Raw genomic sequence first — 22714 nt, 5'->3', positions numbered from 1 at the left:
GGACTAGATTTAAGAGGTTAACCTCTATACGTATTATCGTAGTCCCTTAGAGTGGCCTTAAGGCAAGTCCTTTGGCAAAAAAAGTTAAATATGACGGCGATACCAGTAAAAACGGTCGACTACTAGTAGTCCAGTTAACCACATGCCACCAAAGAGTAGCCAGAACTTACCATTGGAGAGAACTGGTGCCACACTGCTTTGCTGGACCTCGAAACGGAGGTATTGGTGAGGACGACCAATCAGAGACTGTGGTAGTAAGTCGTAATTGGCTGGCGCGGTGACGAGCTTGGTCCGTCGCTTACCGTGATTCGTGACGGTTAAAGTGTACTTACCCGCTGGCTGTAGTGGTAGTACTTGGGCCAGTAGAGGGGCCCGCCCCTTGGATTGCCAGACGGTTCGACCGTTAGCTTTCTTTAACGTTAATTGGCCAGGAAAGCGTTCGCCATTGTTGACGATTAGTTGGTCAAACGGCAACGTGGTTGTAAATGGCTGGGTCAGACTGGCATTAGGCTTGAGCCGGACGCGATGGTTTTGATAGTAGCGGCCCTCATTTTGACTGAGGACGCTGACTGGTTCGCTGTTGGAATGCGTCATGAGACCGCTACTTTGCCAAGCGGCCAAGGAAAGGAGCACGGTGAAGGCCGCCGCCATGCCAAGGGGTAACCAACGCGACCGCTCTGAATAATGGAGGATATTCAAGGGCTGACGGTAGCCGGCTGCGGTTCCTGCTAGCAACAAAGGAAGCAGCGGTAAGGCGTAACGTTCTTCAGTTTCCCAGAAGATAACGTGGAAGCAGATCAGGCCAATGATGAAGACACCCCCTAAGAGGTAACCGGTTGATAGGTGACGGCGCCGGATCTGTTGTAAGCCCCAGCCTGCGTTGACCAGGAGCAGGGCGAGATAACTGATTTGGCACCAGTTTGCTAGGAACCAATCACTAGTTGCTCGGTGCTGGCGGTACCAGTTAGGTACCCGGGTAAAAGCGGGATTAATTTGAAAGCTATCAAAGGTTCCATTGGCAATAAAGAGCCGCGCCTTCTGCATCAAATGGTAGAGAATGCCGCCAGTTCCCAGTTGGTGTAGGCGGTCGGTCAGCGTTTGTTTGGCGAGCGTCGCCTTGGCTTCCTTCGTGGGAGCTTTCATCATTTGGGTGACGTCGTGACGGTTGTATTGCCCGTAGTAGTCGGGATTCCAGCTCATGGCAACCCAACTCATTACCGGGAGTGCTTGGTCGTTATCGACTTGGTACCCGTAGGATTTTTGTAGGTTGTGGACCAATCCGGTGCCGGTTACCAATGTAGCGAGCAGCAGTAAGGTTGCCACAGCGCGAGTTGTTCCCTGATGAGGGGAACGGTTTGCGCGGAACCACAGGACCATTAGTGCTGCAATGATTAAAACGAGAAAGTTGGGCTTAAGCAGTAGTGCGGCGGTTAAGACTAAACTCAGTAGAATGCTCCACCAGGTAATTCGTTGCCACGTATTAGCGTGACGCAGGTGTCTAAACGCGACGATGGCAAAGAGGGCCAACGGTAGAATTGCGGTATCGCTGTACGCATTAAGTCCATACGCATATAGCGGAATAGCAGTGATGACGAGGACCATGAGCAGGTTGGACCGGGCGGGATTACGGTGCTTGAGTTCGCGCCAAATAACCAGCACACCTAGGTCAATCCAAATGAACTGAACGATGTTTAGGAAGACCCCAGTGTCGTTAATGCCTAATGTGTTGGCTAGCTTTAATAACCCAGCTAGAACTAAGGTATAAGTAACATTGTTCGGGTAGGTGTAGAAGTAAGGTAACCAGTCGTAGCTTCCCTTGAGCAGCGACACGGCTTGCTGATGAACAAAGTATAAATCAGCTCGAGGCGCCGCAACCCATGCAGTTGCGACCCACAGTTGGATAATCAGTAGAATCAGCCAGAGCCCTATGGTGACAGCTTGGTTGGCACGTTTACTGAGACGGTGGAGGCCACGAAAAAGGAGTCCCACACCGCCTAGATAAATAGCGCAACCAATCAGTAAGGCTAAGGGTTGGAGCCAGTCGTGATCCACCCGAATAACGACTGGCCAGAGTGCCAAAGCAAAGACTGCGAATAGGGTTAGGCTAATTAGACCGCCTAAGCCAATGGTTAAGTGTTGGCGAATTTTCATGAGCGGACTCCTTATTTAGTGACTGTGTGATGCGTGAGTCTAAATTTGGTTGGTTCGGTCGATTTAAATGTTTTCGAGTAAGTGTCGGTCTGAATAATGAATCGGGGACGGTGTTTGACTTCAGTGAAGGTTCGACCCACGTATTCTCCAATAATACTGATAGCAATGAGTTGAAAGCCGCCTAAGAACCAGACGGAGAGCATGATGGAACTCCAACCGGTCACGACATCCCCATGGGCATGTTGGATGAGAATCCAGAGCAACATAACCAAGGCCCCACCACAGACTAGCAGCCCAAAGTATAGGACCATGCGGATCGGCGCAATGGAGAAGGATAGAATGCCATCCAGGGCAAACTGAATCATTTTGTGGAGCGGGTATTTTGATTCACCGGCCTGCCGTGGCTGGCGTTTGTAGTAAAGTCTGGCAGATGGGAATCCCAGTTGGGGAATGATCCCCCGAATAAAGGGATTGGTTTCCTTACATTCCATGAGTGCAGTCACGACGCGGTTAGTGAGCAATCGAAAGTCTGAATGATTAGGAACCAGCTCAACACCGAGCTTCTTCATGAACCAATAGAAACCCTCTGCACTGGTCCGTTTGAACCAGGAATCGCTAGCTCGGTCGTTACGAACGCCATAGACGACGTCGATGCCTTGCTGCGCTTGGGCGACCATGTCGGGGATGATATGCGGGTCATCCTGCAAATCGGCGTCAATCGTAATGATGAGATCGGAATAGCGATTGGCAACTTCCATCCCGGCAATCAGCGCGGATTCCTGACCGTAGTTGCGACTGAATTTAAGACCAGTAAAAACAGCATCCTGATGGCCCAACTGGGTAATTAAGTCCCACGTGATGTCCTGACTGCCATCATCGACGAAGAGAATTTTACTATCTGGCCGTACTTGGTTGGTGGTGATCAATTTTTGTAAGATTCCGTTGAGAACCTGAGCACTGGTCTGCAGGACAGGTTCTTCGTTATAGCACGGCACCACAATGGTTAGCCGTGGTTGACTGACTAGTTTCATGTTTAATTATCTCCCTCAAAGACCCCTGGAGCCCCTTGTTATATAGCTACTATGATAAACCGATTGCGGGGTTAAAGGTGAAAAGTCTTCCAAAAATAAGTGATTTTTAAGGGAGATTAACATTGGCTGAGAGGGTAAATTAGGCGTCATAGAGCACAAGTCTATGACGCCTAACCGAATTAAATTTAAAGTTTAGTGACGGAAGTGACGGTTGCCAGTGAAAATCAAAGCGACACCGTACTTGTTCGCCATGGCAATGGATTCTTCGTCCTTAATGCTACCACCAGGTTCAGCGATGGCTTTGATACCGTGCTTGGCGGCATATTCAACGCAATCATCCATTGGGAAGAAGGCGTCTGAGACCAAGACACCTTGATTGAAATGGTCTTTTTCTTCAGCTTTACCCACGGCGATTTTAACTGCATCGATTCGGTTCATTTGGCCGGGGCCGACACCTAATGTTTGATCAGCAGTGTTGACCAGAATGGCGTTACTCTTGACGAATTTAATGGCTTTTAGCCCGAATTCGATGGCTGCAAGTTGGTCAGTAGTTGGTTGCGCGTGACTGACAACGTTGAATTCGTTGGGGTCATCAAAGACGTCATCCCGTTCTTGTCGTAATAGTCCGCCACGAATGCTGACGAGCTCATCGGCTTCGGGATCTTTGGCGTTGGCGAAGTCGACAGTTAGTAAACGCAGATTTTTCTTCTTAGCGAGTAAATCGTAGACGTCGTCATCAAAGCCAGGAGCAATGATGATTTCCAAGAAAAGCTTGTGCATTTTGGTGGCTGTTGCGAGATCAACTGGGCGATTCAAGACGATGATGCCACCAAAGATAGACATGGAATCAGCGGCGTAACACTTGTCCCAAGCAGCTTCCAGTACGTCGGCTGACCCGATACCGCAAGGATTCATGTGCTTTAGGGCAACGACGGTGGGCGCCTCAAACTCACGAATCAGGCCCAAGGCAGCGTCGGCGTCCTTGATATTATTAAAGGATAGCGGCTTCCCGTGAAGTTGATTTGCGGCAGTAATGGAAAAGGGTACCGGTTGACAATCGCGGTAAAGGGTTGCTGTTTGCTGCGGATTTTCACCGTAACGGAGTGCCTGTTGGCGTTCGTACGTGAGGGTCAGCGTGTCGGGCTTTGCCTCGTCCGTTAAGTAGTTGGCGATGAGTGCATCGTAATGGGCTGTGTGATGGAAGACCTTGGCCGCCAGGTGCTTGCGGAGCCGCAGGTTGTCCGTGTGACTCTCGAGAGCTTCCCCAATTTGATCGTAATCGGCTGAATCACAGACGACTAAGACGTCCGCATAGTTTTTGGCGGCAGCGCGGATGAGTGAGGGACCGCCGATATCAATCTGTTCAACGGCATTTTCCAAAGTGACGTTGGGTTGGCTGATTGTCTGGGCAAACGGATATAGATTGACGCAGACCAAGTCAATGGGTGTAATATCGTGGTCAACCAGTGTTTGTTGGTGTTCTGGATTGTCGCGCTTGGCTAAGATGCCGCCAAAGACCAGTGGGTTCAAGGTCTTGACCCGGCCATCTAACATCTCTGGAAAGTGCGTGACCTCTTCAATGGGGGTCACGGCAACGCCAGCTTCTGCCAGCACGGCCTGGGTACCGCCAGTCGAGACAACTTCAAACTGGTGGGCAGTCAACATTTTTGCGAATTCAACGATTCCCGATTTATCGGAAACACTTAATAGGGCACGGCGCATAAGGTAACCTCCTGTAGTCGTTTTGCGTTAGATTTATCATACGCGAATTATTCTGAACAATCAACCAGAACAAAATATAAATATTCGTATATTATGGATAACTCGCGAACTTCCTTTGACTTGATTTACAAACTAATTTAACGAACTAACGTTTTAATAACTTAGCTTATAGAGAGATTAACGACATTATTATTTTTATTGAACACGAACAATGGCAAGAAATGTGCCTAATCTACGTGGACTCTAGTTTTTAATGGTAATGACAATTAATTTAAGATACCAACAATGCTGCATATCGTTGATTTAACGGCGTTTCTGTAATAAATATGATTGTAAAACGCGGTAATTGAACTGCAATCGCGTTGTTACGTTAGGTACATTTAAGAGGGCTATCTTAGAAGATGGTGGAACGAGGTGGTGAACAGTTAGCGGGGAGTTTTTAGGTGTCGGGGAAGTGACGGGCACCAATAGGAGTAGGGCACACCAAATTTAAATAGGGAAGTGCCAAGTTATGTTGATCAATTATCATTGGACCAAGCGGTTAACACAGGCTGTTGTTGCTGCGAGTGCCCTCATTGGAATTGGCTTGGGCGGTCAAACAGTTGCTCATGCCAGTACCTTGGCCATTCCGGATATTTCCGAATGGCAAGGCAAACTGTCTTCCAGCCAAGTAGCCAACTTAAAGAGTCAGGTTTCGTTCGTGATTAATCGGCGGCAATACGGGTCGTCATATCAAGATCTTTATGCCGCGAACAATACGTCCCTGTATGTGAAATATGGGATTCCGTTTGGAGAATACGACTACGCCCGCTTTACCAGTGCGGCTAGTGCCAAGCAGGAGGCTAAGGATTTTTACAATCGTTCGAATAAAAATGCCCAATTTTACGTTTTGGACTTTGAAGAAAACGACGTGACTTCTGGGACCACGAATGCCGCCGTTAAGGCCTGGTATACGGAAATGAGTGCGTTGACGAATAAAAAATTGATTTTCTATTCCTATCAATCGTTTGCGACAAGCTATGCCAACACAGCTCGACAGAGTTTTGATGCGCAGTGGATTGCGAACTACTCAACGACGCCAACGATTTCGTATGCTTTATGGCAGTACACGGACCACAACTACCTGTCGGCGCTAAGTGAGTACACGGATAACAGCAAGGCGGTCACCTCTGTCCATCCAATTACTTGGTGGACGGATGGTGTGACGACGGCGCTGGACCACGTGACGTATGCTTATAGCAGTTATAAAGCGGGCCAACACATCTACCTACATAAGGGCGCAACGAAATATACCGATGGTTCGGCGATTGCGTCTTCAGACCGGCAGAAGTTCTACAAGATTTCTAAAGTAAAGAGTCTGACCCAGTCCAAATCGCAACAAGCTCTGTACATCAGTGCGTTAGGTAAGTGGGTCCTTTCTCAGGATGCTACCGGTTATTGGGTTGGCCAACACGGGGCCTTTAATTTGACGCACAAGCTAAATATTTATTCCGATGCCGCTTTGACTAAGAAGACCGGGAGTTACTACGTGGCTGGTGATAAGGTCACTGGAAAAGTGGTCAAGGCACCGAGTGGTCATTCTTATCGAATCAAGACCAATTTGGGGTACATTTCTGGGAACAGCAAGTACTCTGATCACGCCTACTACGAATCGTTGGGGTCTGCCAAACAGATTACGACCAAGCAAAAAATCTACGAATACACGAAGTCTTCCTTCAAGAAATCTAGTCGGTCAACGGCAGTTAAGAAGGGGACTAAGTTGACGGTCACGGGTGTGAAGAAGCGGTCGACTGGTTCCCGTTATTTTGTCTTGAGTAATGGTAAATACGTGACGGCGCTACAGAGCCACGTAACGGAATAGCGAAGGAGGTTGAATAGAGATGCAACGAAAAACAAAGATCATGACGGCTGTAACGGCTACGTTAGCCTTTCTGGCGTTGGGTTCTGGCACTGTGATTCAGATGCACGCTGCCAATGATGTCAGTTCGGTGGGCCAGACGGCTGCCCCTAAAACGGCCAGTGCCGACAGCACAAAACTGACGGCTAATCGTGCAAGTGGGACTAAGCAGAACTATAAAGTGACTTATTCAGATAGAACCAATAGCGATGATTCGGCAACGTTTCAGAAGAAAACCTATGGCACGACGAGTACAGCGCAGGACCAGGTGGACTACGTTGGAAGCGCAGATGGTGCGACGGTTAAGTTGAACAAGCAAACGCGGGCCGTTGTTCAGGGTACTATGGGACACACCTACGTTCACTGGACCAAGGGCGACTGGTCGGTGACGGCCGTTACCAGCAATGCTGATGAGTCGGGGACACCAACCCAGTTTGCTAAGCAGGTCAACCAGCAACTTGCTAAGAAGTCCCTTCCTAAGAGTGCTGATACTGGGGCGGTGACCGTCTACAGTCAAGATGAGAATCAGGAAGCGAATTCCGTGACTTGGCAGGACGGTAAGCAGGTTTACAAAGTTAGTGGCACTACCGCCGATACGACGGTGAAGGTCGCTCAGAATACGACGAATTAAGTTGTTGATGCCTTAATTGTTAACATGATAGCTTTGAAGGGGTTAGACTGCGGTCTGCCCCTTTTTGCGACTATCGTTAAAAAAGGCTGGTCACCAGCCCCTACCAGCCTTAAACTAAAGCTATGCATACTTACAGGAGGGGTCGCATTGAATAATTTGCGTCAACCTGAATCGGGATTCTCCTGGTTCTATAAGCGATTTTTAAACAATCATATTACGATTCTGCTATTAAATATTTTTCTATTCTTGTTGGTGCTCAACGAAATCGTTCAGAACGCGGGACTACTTGATCCGCTGTGGAAGTTTATCGGCATTGCTATGCCAGCCGTTGTGGTGGCGGGGATTCTGTTCTACGTGTTAGACCCGTTTGTTCACTTCATGGAGCGTCGCTGGCACATGCGGCAGGGGGTCGCCATTGCCACGGCGATGATTCTCACAGCGGCCATTATTGTCCTGATTTTTCTAAATCTGATTCCGTTCCTAGCACGGCAGACTGCCGGGGCGATTGGTGCGCTGCCTCAGTTTGCCAACGATATGCTGCGCAACATCAATCATTTAAACCAGGAACACCACTGGCTGTCGACTAAAAATTTGACCGACATCAACGAACGGGTGACCACCTACTTCTCGAAGCGGGGATTGAATCTGTTGACGGGGACTCTGAGTTCTTTGGGCAACGTGGTCACGACGGTTTCAGACTGGATCATCACGATCATCACGGCACCGTTGGTTCTATTCTTCATGTTGAAGGACGGTTCCCGGTTCCCTAAATTTGTGAGCCAGGTCGTACCAACCGCTTACCGTGACCGGTTCATCGTGATGTTGGACCAGATGAACGTGAAGGTTAGTTCATACGTACGAGGACAACTGACCGTGGCGCTGTGTGTCATGATCATCTTTACGACGGGGTATTCCATTATTGGGTTGCGTTACGCACTGCTGATTGGGTTATTGGCAGGGCCATTGAACTTGATTCCGTACTTCGGGTCGGCCATTGCTTTGGTGCCAGCCCTGATTATTGGGGTGGTCACCAGCCCGTCAATGCTACTGGGCGTGGTCATCGTCTATCTGATTGAATGGGTCTTGGAAACACAGGTTCTGTCGCCGCTTATCATGGGGAACAGCCTGGCGATGCATCCCATTACAATTGTTTTCGTGTTACTGGCAGCCGGCAAGATGTTCGGACTGGTCGGTGTGATTTTCGGTGTGCCTGGTTTTGCGGTCCTCAAGGTATTGGCCACGACTGGTTTCACCTGGTATCAAGAATTCTCGTCGCTTTACCCGGATGTTTTACCGCCAGACGAGTTTGAGCCTTAACGATTTATTAATGACGTTATAAAGTTAAAAATGTACGTAAAACGGCGGACCCGCGGGGGTTCGTCGTTTTTTTGTGGCCAGTGAGTTGCTTAATTTACGCGGCGTTTGTCGCGACTTTAAGTTTCCGACAAGTCCGGTTTGCCATAATCAACGACATGTTATGAAATGGAGGCGACCCCAATGAATTTTTTCAAACGGGCCTGGTTAAACGTGTGGGCGAAGAAGGGCCGGTCAGTCTTACTGATCCTAGTCTCGTCCGCCATCTTAATGTTTGTCTTGGCAGGATTACTGATTCAGAGTGCGGCGGTCAAGGCGACCAGTCAAGCAAAGGCGGACGTCGGTGCGACCGTCACGCTGTCGGCAAACCGGCAGGCAGCTTTTAAGAAAATGCAGAGTCGTACGACTAGCAGTAAGTCGAGTAAGATGACGCTGACACCAGTAAAACTGAGTGATGCGGCTAAGGTGGCTCAGCTTAGCAATATCAGTGGTTACAATGTCACAAGTAGTACCTCAGTCAATGCCAGTTCCTACGATACAGTTTCCATGAGCACGGGGATGGGCAGTAGCACCGGTGGCGGTCCTGGTGGCATGAAATCGTCGACTAGTACAGGTGATACGCAGATCGACGGGGTTACGGCAACGAGCCTGACCACTGCTTTTAGCAACAAGCAGAGCAAAATTACCAAGGGCCGCGGCATTACTGCGGCGGATAAGAATACGAACAACGTCGTGATTGAAAAGGACTTGGCAAGCCAGAATAATTTGACGGTCGGCGACACACTTACCGTTAAGGAGGCCACTGGCGACAAGGATAAGGTCAAACTGAAAGTCGTTGGTATCTACAAGGCCAGCTCTACAAGTTCCAGTGCTGCCAGTCCAATGAGTACGGATCCAGCCAACACGATGTACACGTCATATACCTTGGCCAACACCTTTAAGGGCAGTAAATACGCCGGTACGGCTGATTCTGTGACCTTTAACGTCAGCAATCCCGCTAAGGTCAGCAGCGTCAAGACAGCGGGTAAGAAGCTGATCAATACTAGCAAGTATTCGCTGAGTACCGATGATGCTAGCTATCAAACGGTCAAGGCATCTATGGACAACGTAGAAGGCTTTGCCAACAAGATCGTTTGGTTGGTAGCTATCGCGGGAACCATTATTCTGGCACTGATCGTCATCTTGATGATTCGGGAACGTCGTTTTGAAATTGGCGTGCTGCTGTCTCTGGGTGAAGCCCGGTGGAAAGTCATTGCCCAATTCTTTACGGAAATGCTGATGGTGATTGTAGTGGCCGTGGCGATTGCCGGTGTTGGTGGCAAGTTTGTCGGTAATCAGCTAGGGTCCCAGTTAGTCTCGCAGAGTGCAACTACCACGCAGACGACGAGTAGCAGTACCGGTCAACCCGGCGGTGGCGAACCTAGCGGTAACGGTGGTAGTGGCATGCGGGGTGGCAATGGTGGCCCTGGCAACACTAGCCAAACAACTAAGCAGGCAACTGACACGAAACTAGAGGTGACGGTGAGCGCCGTTAATCTGGCCGAACTGGGTGGTTTTGGCTTAGCCATTACGTTCCTATCGATCATGATTGCTTCTGGCGGAATCCTCCGACTAGAGCCGAAGAAAGTTTTGATTTCCTAAGGAGGAATGCACATGTTAAAAACAGAAGGTTTGGGTTACTGGTATCAGGATAAGGACCAGCCGCTGTTTCAGGGGATTGATCTGGAATTTGACGTTGGCCAGTCCTACGCCATTCTTGGTCATTCTGGTTCAGGAAAGACCACGTTTCTATCGTTGATTGCTGGGTTGGACAAGCCCAAGGAGGGGGACATTAAATTAAATGATCGTTCTCTTAAGCAAATTGGCTTGACCAACTTCCGCCGCCACGATGTTTCCATTGTGTTTCAGGCCTACAACCTCTTTACCTATATGTCGCCGTTAAATAACTTGCTCACAGCCATGGCCATTACGGACGCGGCGCACGCTGGTGATAAAGCATATGCCCGGCAGGTGTTAAACGACTTGGGCATTGGGGCTGATTTAGCTGAGCGCAACGTCCAACACCTCTCTGGGGGTCAACAACAACGGGTAGCCATTGCTCGGACGATGTGTTGCGATGCAAAACTGGTCGTGGCCGATGAACCGACAGGAAATTTAGACGAAGATAATACTAAAGAAGTCATTCAACAGTTCCAAAAGATTGCACATGAGCAAGGAAAATGTGTCATTATCGTGACCCATGAGCCGGACGTCGCGAATCAGTGTGATCACCAATTTCGGTTAGAGAATAAACAGTTTGTAGAGCTAGCCTAAGGGAAACACCGGGCAACTACTGCGAGAGTTGACCGATGCTTTTCCTTGCAAATTCAGAGGAAATTGGATAAATTAACAAGTAAGGATTTATCCGATTTCGTGTGAATTTTCACAAAATAGTTATACATTCGTTAAGATAAAAATTATTGAACTTTGATAAATTGAAGCGTATGATAACCTCATGAGCATCAATAATGCTTATTTGATACGTCTTTAAAAAACTACATCATTTGATAAGCGATTAGTTTTCACGAAAGGACCCAAGACAGCGCTTGGGCCCTTTTTTGTTGTCCTTTTTTATGTAATGGGCCGCCTCTGGCTGGCAGGAACGGCGCCTGCTGTGGGGACCGGAGCAAGCCAAAAGGCGGTCTTACTCCTCGACACGGCCGGCCCCATCCCTGCCAGCCAGTGGCGTCGTTGGTCGGTGGCTATAGAACTGGCGTGACTGTGTCAGCAGTTGGGTCCTATCGATGTTAGTGAAGCCTAGATGGTGTATCTTTCAATGTTATTTATTATGAGCAATGAGATCAAATCAGTGTAGCCAGAGCTGGATAAAATAGTCGCTCTGTTAGTTCAAGTCTACGGGTTGAAAGTATTTAACCTGTACTTTTAAAAATTACGTGTTACACTGATCGTGCAAACTTAATTTTGAGAAAAGAAGGCCGGTACCATGACAGTATTTAGTGCATACTCTGACGAAGATATTTTGAGTTACCTGCAAGACCAGGTCAAGGACGGAACGGTTCACACCGATGAAGCAATGTTGAAGAAGCAATCTTTCAACCCCAATGCCTCGGGCGGAGAGACTGGACTGGCACGGGCATTTGTAGAAGTTGCCAGTGTTGAAGACATTCAAGGCGTCTTACGGGCTGCTCGAAAATTTCACATCGCGGTCATTCCACAAACCGCGTTTAGCAGCACGGTGATTGGTTCAGACGGAATCGATGGTGCTATTATTCTGTCGACACGTAAGATGGACCAGATTCTGGAACTCAGCAAGGAAGATTCCGTGGCTGTCGTTCAACCCGGGGTCGTTAATGGTGATTTGGATAAGGCCGCTCGTAAAGAGGGCTTATTCTACGCGCCAGATCCAGGCTCCAAGCCATTTTCATCCATCGGTGGCAACGTTTCAACCAATGCTGGTGGGATGAGTACTGTCCGGTTTGGTGCAACCAAGGACAACGTTTTAGGCTTGAAGGCCGTCTTAGCTGATGGTCGCGTCGTGAAACTTGGTGGCCGGACGTTGAAACAGGCTTTCGGGTATGACCTGACACAACTCTTTGTGGGTTCTGAAGGGACCTTAGGGATTGTTTTCGAAGTCACAGTTAAGCTAATGCCGATTCCACTGGGTAAGTCTGTCATGGGGGTGGCCTTCTTCGATGACATGAGTGCCTTGGCTAAAGGTGTTTCGGCCATTCGGATGTCAGGGGTTTATCCAACAATGCTGGAGGCTCTGGATGGGAATACGGTTATTGCTCTGGACCGTTTCGAAGGCACGCATTACGCTGAAAATAGCGGATCCATGTTGATTTTCCGGTTAGATGGCAGTAGTGACGAAAGCGTTGGCGTTTTGAACGATTTGTTGGCTAAGTACAATGGGCAACACGTTCAGGTGACGACCGACCCCGACGAACAAGCTGCGCTGGAAAAGCTCCGGCAGGATATGCTACCAGCCGTCTTCTCCGGCAATAATCACCTGATGGAAGACATGGCCATGCCACTGTCTAAGTTGGCGCCGATGATGGATTATCTCCAGGAATTGGGCAAAAAGTTGGGGATTAAGATCTACACGGCCGGCCACGCTGGTGATGGAAACGTGCACCCCACCTTCACTTGGTCTGAGGATGAAGACGAGGTTCCTGAAGTGGTTATCGAGGCCTTACGGCAAACCTTCTGGAAGACGTTGGAACTGGGCGGAACTATTTCCGGTGAACACGCCGTGGGAATGTTGAAGAACCAGTGGAACAATCCTGAACTTGGTGAAACTGTCGACGTATTACAGCATCAGGTCAAAACGTTGTTCGATCCAATGAACCTCTTGAACCCTAAGCGTAAAATTGACTAACCTTGCGAAATGAGTTCGTTCCGAAAACCAATACTGACAATCTGCTGTGGCTTTCTCCGTTGAACATTTTGTAAATATTAGCGATACTTTTATGAGAATTAATTGGTAGGCTAGTAGATTTAGTTTCTACTAGCCTATTTTGAGTCTTCAGTCAAAATGTATCGAGCTGGCAATAATTTAGTGTCAGGTGATTTTGGTCAATCGTAGCCACGTTATCAGCCCTCACCGCAATTAATAATGGTCGTAATATTTAACTTCTCAATTAGTTGTGAGCAATAAATTTGCTAAATCAGCCGACAAATAAGATAATTATTGTTACAATTGTAAGCGAATGCAATCCCCGAATATGAAGAGGGACAACCGGTTGCAGAACGAGCAATGAAAGGAAGACGGGAATGGCTGACGCACAATGGTGGCAACACGCGGTAGGGTACCAGATTTACCCGCAAAGTTTTTTGGATAGTAACCACGATGGGGTGGGCGACCTTGCAGGCATCCAAGCAAAAATCGACTACCTAGTGGAACTGGGCGTTGATTTCGTCTGGTTGTCCTCATTTTACCCATCTGGTGACGTGGATAACGGCTACGACGTGACGGATTACCGGGCCGTTGCCCCCCAATTTGGGACCATTAACGACTTTACTCGTTTGGTTGACGCCCTTCACGCCGCTGGTATCAAAGTGGTTATCGATCTGGCGCTGAATCACACGTCCAGCCAACATCCCTGGTTCCAAGCAGCTTTGACCGACACGACCAGTCCCTACCACGATTACTACATTTGGCGAGATACCCGGCCAGGTGTTGCGCCTAACAATTGGGAATCCGTCTTTGGCGGTTCCGCGTGGACTTACAGCGCCGAAGCACAGGCGGCATACCTCCACACGTTTGCTGAAGGGCAACCTGACTTGAACTGGGAAAATCCGGCCGTTCGTCAAGAAATGGGCGCTACCATTCAATGGTGGGCGGACCGTGGTGTTGACGGCTTTCGGCTGGATGGTGTCATGCATCTGAAGAAGCGGCAAGACTTTGCCAACGTTGGTCGTCCACGGACCGGTTACACAGGAGATGTTGCCGGAACGGACGCCTTCCTTTCTGCTTTAAAGCCCGTGCTGCAACGGAATAACGCCTTTGTCATTGGGGAAGCCGGCGGGATAGATATGGCGACCGCCCAACGCTGGTTGAACCCACAGACGGGATACTTCGACTTACTTTTGGAATTTGATCATGTGCATTTCTGGGAAAAGGCTGAACCCAAACTCCCAGTTGCCGCGTTACGCGAGACACTTTCAAAGTGGCAGCTTGGCCTAGAGGGTATCGGTTGGAACGCCTTGTTCATTGAAAATCATGATTTACCTCGTGCTGTTTCATACTACGGGAATGCCACTGACTATCAGTGGCGTTCCGCAAAAGCCTTGGCGCTCTGGTACTTCCTGATGAAGGGGACTCCCTTCATTTATCAGGGACAGGAACTAGGGATGGCCAACGCTGCGTTCACCCAAGCGAGTCAGTACCGGGATTTGGACAGTCGCCTGTTCTACCAGCAACAGACGGCTGCCGGGGTGTCGACGTCAACGGTTCTTCATAACTTAGCCATGAAGAGCCGGGACAATGCACGGACCCCCTTGTCTTGGACGCACGCGCAGTATGGTGGCTTCTCCGACCACACCCCTTGGATTGATATGGGATCGGGATCGGGTGGCTTAAACGTGGAACAGGAACGGCACGACCCACATGGTGTTTTAAACTTCTACCAACAGTTGATTCGACTGAAGAAGTCCGTTCCGACCCTGACAACGGGACGCTACGAGCTGATTGATACCCAGGACGATCAGCTGTACGTTTATCGGCGGACTCTGAATGGCGATAACTGGTTGGTAGTCGTCAACATGAGCAATCAAATTGCGACGACACAGGAGTTTGACCTGAACACCAGTGAGTTGATTTTGACCAATATGGCTGTGGATGCGGACTCCGATGAGCCGCAAATTCAGCCGTGGGAAGCCCGACTCTACCACCTACGAAAGTTAGAATGAAACGTATGGGGCCGAGAACAAATCTTCGGTTCCTTTTTTATACCGTAAACTTTTTTACAAATCGGTGAATAGTGCTTGATTTTTGTAAGGTTGTTCTTTATTATTAATTATATAGATATTTCTATGGGGTCAACCATTTTGCGTATTGCTAATCATGTTAATTATATTCAGGGTTAGTAAGTGAAGATAAGGATATGATGAATACTATGGTAAAGAGTAAGGTCGTACATGAAGAAAGCTTCTTTGAGTCTTTCATGGAGTTGAAAAGAGAATTAGAAAAGGCAGCTACGCGCTTCCAACGGACCATGGGGATCTCGGTGGACCAGTACGCAATTTTGCACCATATTTTAGAGAACCCAGGCAAGCTTACGTCCGCTACTGTGGCGGATAGTCGGGGTATCTCAAGAGCCGCGGTATCACGGGGAATTTCCCAGTTGATTCGGCGAGGCTATGTCGTGCAAAGTTATCAGAGCTCTGACCGGCGGGTTCGCCCGTTGTCATTGACGCCCAGTGGTGAACAACTGGAAATCACCTGTTTAGATGCGCTGCGGGAAGCCGCTAAAACGATGAGTGGTGTTCAGTTGGACAGCAATGGGAGCGCCTTGACGGTGGGGCAGTTGACGCAAATGTTAGCGGCCGTTACTAGCAAGGAAGATCCAGCAGAGGCTGAAGAATAATACTTAAATAATTTCGTTGAAAGGATTAGTCGTACGCGACTAATCCTTTTTGTTTTGACCATTTTCACCCCAACCAAGGCGATGTGTGAGGATGGCTATCTTGGCGAAAATGCTGTTTCACAGCCGAATCTGCGGGGATGTAATCGCTTAAATCCGGGGCGAATTGCATGAAACAAATTACAAAATGGGCCCCGCAGGATAAAATGAAAGTGCTATAATCAAATCTGTTGCTCAAAACGGGCACCACAATATATTGTGCTGAAATCGCACCTAGCCGGCGAGAAAACTACCAGATATGGCAAATTAAAAATACGAGGGAGATCATCAGCATGACACACTATTTTCAATTTCTAGCTCACCAACTCAAAGGGTGGTCACAACAGAATTACTACCTGTTCTTCTTTAGCTTAGGGTGTCAGGTGATGACCTTAGTTAGTTCGCCCATTACGCCACTGACGCTACTTACGTTTGTAGGGACCACACTGGGGGTACTCTGCGTCTTAGCCATTAACGCCGCTAAGTCCGTTAACGGTTTTCTGGGAATCGTCTCAGCGTTATGTTTCATCGTTACGGGCTTCGCTGCCAAGAACTACTTGAGTATCTTTGAGCAGATTGCCTACGTGGCGACCTTGGATATCCCCGTGTTGATTAGCGCTAGTTGGAACGTCAATATGGCGGCTAAAATTCGGAAGTTTACTGGTCGGAGTTGGCTAATCGCTATCGTTTCGACGGTGGCAGTCTACCTGCTTTCAGGTTGGGCCATTGGCGCTTTCACGGATGATCCGCGACCATGGGTCGATGCTATCAGTTTTGCCATTAGTTTAGCGGCTGGTATCATCTGCTTCCTGCGTTTTAACAACCAATACGTTTGGTGGATTGCCTCCGGTTTAGCACAAATGGTGCTGTGGTTCATTTCCTTCCGGCAGGGGTCGGCAACGTTGGCTATGTTCATCAACAGTTCCGTTTACCTGGCCAATGACGTGCTGGCGTTTACGATTTCTCCCTGGTATAACGAGAAGGAACGCCAACGGGTCATCAAGCAGGAAACGGCGTATGCGGCCAGCTTAGAGTCGAACAATTAGTCAGTTGCGGTGGTTGGTCAAGCTGCTTACTCCGTTCGGATAATCTTAGAGAATTTCCCTGTCGCTCGTGGTACACTTAAAGCAATTGTTTAATAAGAGAAGAGGGATTCCCCAATGATTGTCGAGAGAAAGATTGGGACGGGGGAACAGGACCTGGTGTGGGTCATGGCCATGGTTGAAGGCGAAGAGGACCGAACCGCTTTGCAGACGACTTATGGATTGACCGATGAGATTTTGACCTACGTAACCGATGAAAACGAACGGTCCCACTATGACCGTGATGAGTATTTGAACACGCAATTATTCGTACTGCACGTGCCTGTTGTGATCGATCAGGTGTCACAGCGATATATCACACGGCCGGTAACATTTCTATTGAAGGGTAATCAGGTCTTCTCGATTACCACCAAGCGGACGCAGTGGGTCAACCAGACGTTGACCGAGCGGCTAAAATTACCGCAGATTTCGGATACCAATGAATTTATGTTGATTGGGATGTTTATCCTATTTGACCAATTTATTCCGCCGATTCGTAAAATCAACGCCGAACAGAATCGGCTGGATCGGCAACTGAACAAGGCGCCAGACAACAAGGACTTAATTGCCCTGTCGAATTTACAACAGAGTCTGGCGTATTTCGTGAGTGCAACCCGAAATAACGCCATGATGGTCGTGAACTTAAATAGCACGCCGTTTGGAAAACAGCTATCCGACAAGAACAATGAACATTTGGCGGACGCCGTGATTGAAGCACGGCAAACGTCTGAAATGACGGCGATTGAGGCGGACGTTGTCGACCGGATATCGAATACGTTTAACAACGTCTTGAACAATAACCTGAACGACACGATGAAGTTCTTAACGATTTGGTCACTGGTCCTGACGATTCCAACGATTGTCACCGGTTTTTACGGGATGAACGTCAAATTGCCGTTTGCGAACGATGCCATTTCCTGGGTCTTCACGGTACTGTTGATGCTGGGGGTCATGGGTCTCGTAGCCATGATGCTCCGTCATCGTCATTTTTGGTAGATACGTGGATTGATGTCGTACGTTTCAGCTATATAGGTTTGGACCGCAATCAGGGTCAAGGACTTTTGTCCTTGACCCTGATTGCGTTCTGAACACGCATTATGGTTAGGGGTGCTTGGGTAAGGTTTCAGGTCATAGATGGCTCCCGCAGTGACCGCTACCCGAATGGAGTTAACCGCTTTCATCCGTGAAAACATTCACTAACAAAAAGTAAGCATAATTACTGGCATTCTCAGTTGAAGGGGACTATGATGACACCAATCAATAATTTTGGGGTGCTCGACGAACGGTTCACTGCCAGGACACCTGACCTAAGGAGCGCGATTAACATGACAAAAATGATTGCGGGACAAGCATTAGTAAAGGTTTTAGAAGCATGGGACGTTGACCACATTTACGGGATTCCTGGTGGCTCAATTAACCATACGGTTGAAGGGTTGTACCTTGAAAAGGATAAGGTCGACTATATTCAGGTGCGTCATGAAGAAGTGGGCGCTCTGGCCGCTGCCGCTGATGCGAAGTTCACTGGTAAAATTGGGGTAGCCTTTGGGTCAGCAGGTCCTGGTGCAACGCACTTGTTCAACGGTCTCTACGATGCCAAGATGGATCACGTCCCAATGTTGGCCTTAGTTGGTCAAGTTCCTCAGCCAACGATGAACACCAACTACTTCCAAGAAATGGATGAAACACCTATGTTTGGTGACGTTGCGGTTTACAACCGGACGGCCACGACGGCGGAACAACTGCCGTACATGGTCAACCAAGCCATTCGGGAAGCATACCGGCAAAAGGGGCCAGCTGTCGTCATCATCCCTGAAGATTTATCCGCTAAGGAAATTGACTATGAACCAGTCAAGACACCTAACGTTGTTTCCAACACGTACACCCAAGTTATCGATCCAGTCGCCGTTCAGGCAACGCTTAAGTTGTTAAAGCAGGCTAAGCACCCGTTGGTTTACGCGGGTCGTGGTTTGCTGGGGGCTAGAGAAGAACTGGTCAAGTTCAGCGAACAATTCAACGTGCCAGTCTTAAACACGGTACCAGCGACGGGTGTGATTCCCACTGATCATCCTAACGCCATTGGAACGTTTGGCCGTTTGGGGTCTAAGTCTGGTTTTGAAGCTTTACAGCATGCTGACTTGATCCTCTTCCTGGGTTCCGAATTTCCATTTGCCCAGTTCTGGCCAAAGAACATCAAGATCATTCAAGTTAACAATAACTCGTTTGATATTGGGAAAATGGTACCCGTTGATTACGCCGTTCTCAGTGATGCGAAGAGCTATTTGCAGGCCATGATCGTTACGGGTGAGACGCTGCCAGCAACTGATTGGTTGACGGCTAACCGGCAAAATAAACAGAACTGGAATGCCTGGTTGGCAGAACAAGCTGCTGACGACAGTAAGGGCCTGGCTCCTGAAGCAGTTACCCAAAAGATTGCGTCAATGGTGGGACCTAAGGATACGTACGGTGTTGACACTGGGAACGTCTCCGAGTGGGCTGTCCGTGGATTACCAATGAATAAGCAACAACGGTTTGCGTTATCTGGCTTATTTGCCACGATGGGTTACGGACTGCCAGCTGGGTTGGCTGGCGCGTTGAGTGTTCCTGACGCACAGGCGTGGTCACTATCTGGTGACGGTGGCTTTGCCATGGTTGCACCAGACATCATCACGGAAGCCCGGTACAAGTTACCAGTTATCAACGTGGTCTTCAGTAACCGGCGCTTTGGATTCATTTACAGAGAACAGGTCGACACGAAGCAACACTTGTACGGGGTCGACTTGACTGATGCTGATTGGGCTAAGGTTGCCGAAGGACTGGGTGGCATTGGCTTCACGGTCACCAATAACGCTGAAGTGGAACAGGTCTTTGACCAGATTAAAGACCTGCAGGCGCAAGGCAATCAGAAGCCAATCGTGGTCAACGCCGTGATCAAGGATGACGACCCAATTGGAACGGCCTTTATGCCACTGGATCCTGAATTGTACGGTGAGGATACGGTGAAGGCTTACGCTGAAGCGAATAACATCGACGTTGCCAAGCAACCATCCTTAGGTGCATTGTTACGGGCTAAGGGTGACAATTTATAAACTGTAACTTGTCATTAAAATAATCGTTATCAATCAAAGAAATCTCGAATTGGCCGGTGGCTAGTCCGAGATTTTTTGGTTGCCGCCAGTTTGCACTTGTAATCCGGTGAGGACCGAGTTAAAATTGTTAGCTGACTAACAAAACGGGAGGCAAAAATTTTGACGAATCGAAGACTAGGGGCTTGGCTGCGAGATGCCGAGCACCAAATGAATCAAGAAATGAATGACTTCGCGCGGGACTACGGGCTCACGGGGATGCAAATGTCCGTCATTGACTACCTCGGTCGACGAGGAGGGGCGGTGACCTATCAGGTAGACGTTGAACGGGAATTTCATGTTCAGCGGTCGACGGCGTCACTGCTAGTGAGACGCATGGTCGAACGGGACCTGGTGACGCGGATCGTGGCAGATACGGATAGCCGCAAGCGGCAGTTACAACTGACCGCGAAGGGGCAGGAGCTGGTTCCCATCGTCACCGCGCACCTGGTGAAACACGATGCCAAGATGGTCGCAGGGTTATCAGCCAGTGAGGCAGCGGCTTTTCAACGCGCATTGATTCAAATTTCACAGTGGCATCATTCAGCATCAGAGGAGGAATAGTTTTTAAAATGGCGAAGACAGACAGAATTGAACCACGGGTCGTAGGTGCCGTGCTGGCAACTGGCCTGATGTCCCTGAGTGGGGTCATCGTTGAGACAGCGATGAATATTACTTTCCCCACCTTAATGAAGCAGTTTAATGTGACGACTGGGACCGTGCAGTGGATGACGACCCTGTATCTCCTGATTGTGGCGTGCATCGTCCCAATTTCGTCGTACCTCAAGCGGCGTTTTAAGCTAAAGCAGCTGTTTATCGTTGCCAACCTACTCTTTATCACGGGGCTGGTCGTGGACGCTTGCGCAACTAGTTTTCCATGGCTGTTGGCCGGCCGAGCCATTCAAGGATTTGGGACCGGGATCGCCTTGCCCCTGATGTTTAACATCATCCTGGAACAGGTACCACTTAATCGAATTGGCATGATGACGGGGATTGGGACCCTGATTACTGCGATTGGGCCGGCTATTGGCCCCACGTATGGTGGTCTACTAGTCACGCATTTAAATTGGCGGTATATTTTTTGGATCCTCCTGCCATTTTTAGTGATTTCATTCTTTGTGGGCATTAAGACTATTAAACAGGTGGCGCCGACTACGCATGAGCGGTTTGATTTCTTGAGTATGATCGGGGTCGTCGTGACCTTTGGTGGCCTCATCTTTGGCTTTAGCTCACTGAGTAGCCAACCGTTTTTCAGCTGGTCGGTGGGCGGTGCGCTCCTACTGGGGGTACTTGGTCTACTCTACTTTGTTAATCGCTCTAAGCGGAGTTCGCACCCGTTGATTCAGTTGGCAGCGGTCGCTAATCCGGCGTTTGCCTGGCATTTGGCAGCCTTCTTCTTGGTGCAGATCACGGCGCTGGGGCTATCATTCGTCTTACCAAATTACCTCCAGTTGGTTGATCAACAATCAGCCTTTACCGCAGGCCTGGTTGTCTTACCGGGGGCCGTTATTGGGGCCGCTTTTTCACCAATTGGTGGACAAATCCTGGACCGGTTCGGCGCCAAACGACCAATTCTGTTGGGGTTGACGCTGGTCGCTATCATGTTGGCGGTAATGATGGGCTTTGCTCGTGGGCTGTCCGTCTTAGCGATTCTGGGCCTCTACGTGGGCTACATGGTCGGCATAGGTCTGGCATTTGGGAACATCATGACCGCTGGCTTGAAGCATTTAGACAGTAGCTTAAAGGCCGACGGTAACGCGTTACTGAATGCCATGCAGCAGTTTGCTGGCGCAATGGGGACGGCTATCGTGTCGGCCATCATTGGCGCTAGTCAGGCAGGCACTGTGGGCAGTACGCTGGTCAAGACGGCGGCTGGTTCACAGTGGGCCTTGTTGGTCTTACTGGTGGCGAGTGCTGGGGCACTGGGATGCATGATTATTGGATTGAATTTGAATAAAGCGACCACCGTCCAGTAATTACTGAGACTGGTGTCAAGTTGGTAGCGTTACTGTCCTAACTTAGGAGGGTAACGCTATTTTTTATTGATTTGACGCGTGCTAAACTTCACTTACAAAAGGTCAAATGGACTGATGAAAGTGAGGCGAACGACATGAAATTTGACTGGCGGTATGCGTTTCATTCATTCTGGTATTTAATGGTTTTAGTAATTTTATTGAGTACGTCAGTGGTCGCACAACATCACGCGCTACGCTTAACGGCCGGGGTGGTGTTGGCCTTCCTGATTATCGACAGCTTCTGGACGTGGCAGTACCCTTACTTCAATCGCTTCGGTCGACAGGGACCTTCAGCGTTGATCGACCTCGGCTTATTCGGCCTGATCGCGATGCTGGCGTTATTGCTGGGGAGTGGCTGGTCGGCCCACGAGTGGGGCCTGTTAGCGTTTAGCCTGGCGAGTCTGGGTGGAACGTTGGATGGGTATCTCGCTAAACCGACGAAGATTCAGCTGACCCAGACCCGTGCACAACTACGGAAAAAGGCTGAGATTCTGCGGAATTCGTTACGGTGAAGGTGAACTTTAAACGTTTGGCGCACAACAAGGGCTTGAGACTTTTGTCTCAGGCCCTTGTTGCATGACAAAAAGAAGTCCAAGACGATTAGTCCCGGACTCCAAGTTTTTTG

At 49.1% G+C, this 22714-nt stretch carries 18 protein-coding genes; 14 read left to right on the top strand and 4 right to left on the bottom strand.

The features are described from left to right. Nucleotides 1–84: 84 nt before the first annotated feature. The 3 genes from EKM87_RS02690 to purH form a co-directional block, all read right to left on the bottom strand. Nucleotides 85–2151, bottom strand: coding sequence for a hypothetical protein (locus tag EKM87_RS02690; RefSeq protein ID WP_125681582.1), 2067 nt, complete (start codon nucleotides 2149–2151; stop codon nucleotides 85–87). Nucleotides 2152–2162: 11 nt separating this feature from the next. Next, nucleotides 2163–3182 (bottom strand): glycosyltransferase family 2 protein, encoded by a 1020-nt coding sequence (locus tag EKM87_RS02685; protein WP_125681580.1) that lies wholly within the window; start codon nucleotides 3180–3182, stop codon nucleotides 2163–2165. 192 nt (nucleotides 3183–3374) lie between these two features. Next, nucleotides 3375–4904: a bifunctional phosphoribosylaminoimidazolecarboxamide formyltransferase/IMP cyclohydrolase gene (purH, locus tag EKM87_RS02680; RefSeq protein ID WP_125681578.1), complete on the bottom strand. Its 1530-nt coding sequence runs from the start codon at nucleotides 4902–4904 to the stop codon at nucleotides 3375–3377. 511 nt (nucleotides 4905–5415) lie between these two features. Between purH and EKM87_RS02675 the strand changes: the two genes are divergently transcribed. The 10 genes from EKM87_RS02675 to EKM87_RS02630 all read left to right on the top strand — a co-directional run bounded on the left by EKM87_RS02675 (nucleotide 5416) and on the right by EKM87_RS02630 (nucleotide 17948). Beyond that, entirely contained in the window at nucleotides 5416–6765 is a 1350-nt protein-coding gene (locus EKM87_RS02675) for a GH25 family lysozyme (RefSeq protein ID WP_125681576.1), read from the top strand. A 19-nt stretch (nucleotides 6766–6784) separates the two neighbouring features. After that, on the top strand, nucleotides 6785–7432 hold the full coding sequence (locus EKM87_RS02670; protein WP_125681574.1) for a hypothetical protein: 648 nt from the start codon (nucleotides 6785–6787) through the stop codon (nucleotides 7430–7432). A 147-nt stretch (nucleotides 7433–7579) separates the two neighbouring features. Continuing rightward, nucleotides 7580–8749, top strand: coding sequence for an AI-2E family transporter (locus tag EKM87_RS02665; protein ID WP_125681572.1), 1170 nt, complete (start codon nucleotides 7580–7582; stop codon nucleotides 8747–8749). Between the two features lie 180 nt (nucleotides 8750–8929). Then, nucleotides 8930–10387 carry an ABC transporter permease gene (locus EKM87_RS02660; protein WP_125681570.1) on the top strand — a complete coding sequence of 486 codons (1458 nt, stop codon included), beginning with the start codon at nucleotides 8930–8932 and terminating at the stop codon, nucleotides 10385–10387. A gap of 12 nt (nucleotides 10388–10399) precedes the next feature. Then, on the top strand, nucleotides 10400–11059 hold the full coding sequence (locus EKM87_RS02655) for an ABC transporter ATP-binding protein (protein WP_125681568.1): 660 nt from the start codon (nucleotides 10400–10402) through the stop codon (nucleotides 11057–11059). A gap of 670 nt (nucleotides 11060–11729) precedes the next feature. Beyond that, a complete protein-coding gene (locus EKM87_RS02650) occupies nucleotides 11730–13124 on the top strand; it encodes an FAD-binding oxidoreductase (protein ID WP_125681566.1) in 1395 nt (464 codons plus the stop codon). 395 nt (nucleotides 13125–13519) lie between these two features. Then, a complete protein-coding gene (locus EKM87_RS02645) occupies nucleotides 13520–15157 on the top strand; it encodes a glycoside hydrolase family 13 protein (RefSeq protein ID WP_125681564.1) in 1638 nt (545 codons plus the stop codon). 194 nt (nucleotides 15158–15351) lie between these two features. Further along, on the top strand, nucleotides 15352–15834 hold the full coding sequence (locus EKM87_RS02640; RefSeq protein WP_225428381.1) for a MarR family winged helix-turn-helix transcriptional regulator: 483 nt from the start codon (nucleotides 15352–15354) through the stop codon (nucleotides 15832–15834). Between the two features lie 329 nt (nucleotides 15835–16163). Beyond that, nucleotides 16164–16916, top strand: coding sequence for a nicotinamide riboside transporter PnuC (gene pnuC / locus EKM87_RS02635; RefSeq protein WP_125681560.1), 753 nt, complete (start codon nucleotides 16164–16166; stop codon nucleotides 16914–16916). Nucleotides 16917–17030: 114 nt separating this feature from the next. Then, a complete protein-coding gene (locus tag EKM87_RS02630) occupies nucleotides 17031–17948 on the top strand; it encodes a magnesium transporter CorA family protein (protein ID WP_125681558.1) in 918 nt (305 codons plus the stop codon). On the opposite strand, the gene EKM87_RS02625 is transcribed toward EKM87_RS02630, so the two are convergent. Then, nucleotides 17936–18145, bottom strand: a complete 210-nt coding sequence (locus EKM87_RS02625) for a hypothetical protein (protein WP_164506417.1) — start codon at nucleotides 18143–18145, stop codon at nucleotides 17936–17938. The genes EKM87_RS02630 and EKM87_RS02625 overlap by 13 nt on opposite strands. A 132-nt stretch (nucleotides 18146–18277) precedes the next feature. Here EKM87_RS02625 and EKM87_RS02620 point away from each other — a divergent pair, with 132 nt between their 5' ends. From EKM87_RS02620 to EKM87_RS02605, 4 genes are all read left to right on the top strand, one after another. Beyond that, nucleotides 18278–20038, top strand: coding sequence for a thiamine pyrophosphate-binding protein (locus EKM87_RS02620; RefSeq protein WP_125681554.1), 1761 nt, complete (start codon nucleotides 18278–18280; stop codon nucleotides 20036–20038). 159 nt (nucleotides 20039–20197) lie between these two features. After that, nucleotides 20198–20638: a MarR family winged helix-turn-helix transcriptional regulator gene (locus EKM87_RS02615; RefSeq protein ID WP_125681552.1), complete on the top strand. Its 441-nt coding sequence runs from the start codon at nucleotides 20198–20200 to the stop codon at nucleotides 20636–20638. 8 nt (nucleotides 20639–20646) lie between these two features. Next, the gene (locus EKM87_RS02610; RefSeq protein ID WP_125681550.1) at nucleotides 20647–22050 is read left to right on the top strand and encodes an MFS transporter; all 1404 of its coding nucleotides are present in this window, start codon (nucleotides 20647–20649) and stop codon (nucleotides 22048–22050) included. A 134-nt stretch (nucleotides 22051–22184) separates the two neighbouring features. Beyond that, nucleotides 22185–22601, top strand: a complete 417-nt coding sequence (locus EKM87_RS02605) for a hypothetical protein (RefSeq protein WP_125681548.1) — start codon at nucleotides 22185–22187, stop codon at nucleotides 22599–22601. The last annotated feature ends 113 nt before the right edge of the window (nucleotides 22602–22714 follow it).

The organism is Levilactobacillus yonginensis (genome assembly GCF_003946265.1).
In the GTDB taxonomy this organism is placed as follows: Bacteria; Bacillota; Bacilli; order Lactobacillales; family Lactobacillaceae; genus Levilactobacillus; species Levilactobacillus yonginensis.
The sequence above is the reverse complement of the archived record's forward strand: the minus strand, read 5'-3'. Positions and strand labels throughout refer to the sequence as shown.

Bases quoted from the DNA above. Each gene is read 5' to 3' on its own strand.
- EKM87_RS02690 (WP_125681582.1), bottom strand. From the start codon at position 2,151: ATGAAAATTCGCCAACACTTAACCATTGGCTTAGGCGGTCTAATTAGC.
- EKM87_RS02685 (WP_125681580.1), bottom strand. From the start codon at position 3,182: ATGAAACTAGTCAGTCAACCACGGCTAACCATTGTGGTGCCGTGCTAT.
- purH (WP_125681578.1), bottom strand. From the start codon at position 4,904: ATGCGCCGTGCCCTATTAAGTGTTTCCGATAAATCGGGAATCGTTGAA.
- EKM87_RS02675 (WP_125681576.1), top strand. From the start codon at position 5,416: ATGTTGATCAATTATCATTGGACCAAGCGGTTAACACAGGCTGTTGTT.
- EKM87_RS02670 (WP_125681574.1), top strand. From the start codon at position 6,785: ATGCAACGAAAAACAAAGATCATGACGGCTGTAACGGCTACGTTAGCC.
- EKM87_RS02660 (WP_125681570.1), top strand. From the start codon at position 8,930: ATGAATTTTTTCAAACGGGCCTGGTTAAACGTGTGGGCGAAGAAGGGC.
- EKM87_RS02655 (WP_125681568.1), top strand. From the start codon at position 10,400: ATGTTAAAAACAGAAGGTTTGGGTTACTGGTATCAGGATAAGGACCAG.
- EKM87_RS02650 (WP_125681566.1), top strand. From the start codon at position 11,730: ATGACAGTATTTAGTGCATACTCTGACGAAGATATTTTGAGTTACCTG.
- EKM87_RS02645 (WP_125681564.1), top strand. From the start codon at position 13,520: ATGGCTGACGCACAATGGTGGCAACACGCGGTAGGGTACCAGATTTAC.
- EKM87_RS02640 (WP_225428381.1), top strand. From the start codon at position 15,352: ATGATGAATACTATGGTAAAGAGTAAGGTCGTACATGAAGAAAGCTTC.
- pnuC (WP_125681560.1), top strand. From the start codon at position 16,164: ATGACACACTATTTTCAATTTCTAGCTCACCAACTCAAAGGGTGGTCA.
- EKM87_RS02630 (WP_125681558.1), top strand. From the start codon at position 17,031: ATGATTGTCGAGAGAAAGATTGGGACGGGGGAACAGGACCTGGTGTGG.
- EKM87_RS02625 (WP_164506417.1), bottom strand. From the start codon at position 18,145: ATGTTTTCACGGATGAAAGCGGTTAACTCCATTCGGGTAGCGGTCACT.
- EKM87_RS02620 (WP_125681554.1), top strand. From the start codon at position 18,278: ATGACAAAAATGATTGCGGGACAAGCATTAGTAAAGGTTTTAGAAGCA.
- EKM87_RS02610 (WP_125681550.1), top strand. From the start codon at position 20,647: ATGGCGAAGACAGACAGAATTGAACCACGGGTCGTAGGTGCCGTGCTG.
- EKM87_RS02605 (WP_125681548.1), top strand. From the start codon at position 22,185: ATGAAATTTGACTGGCGGTATGCGTTTCATTCATTCTGGTATTTAATG.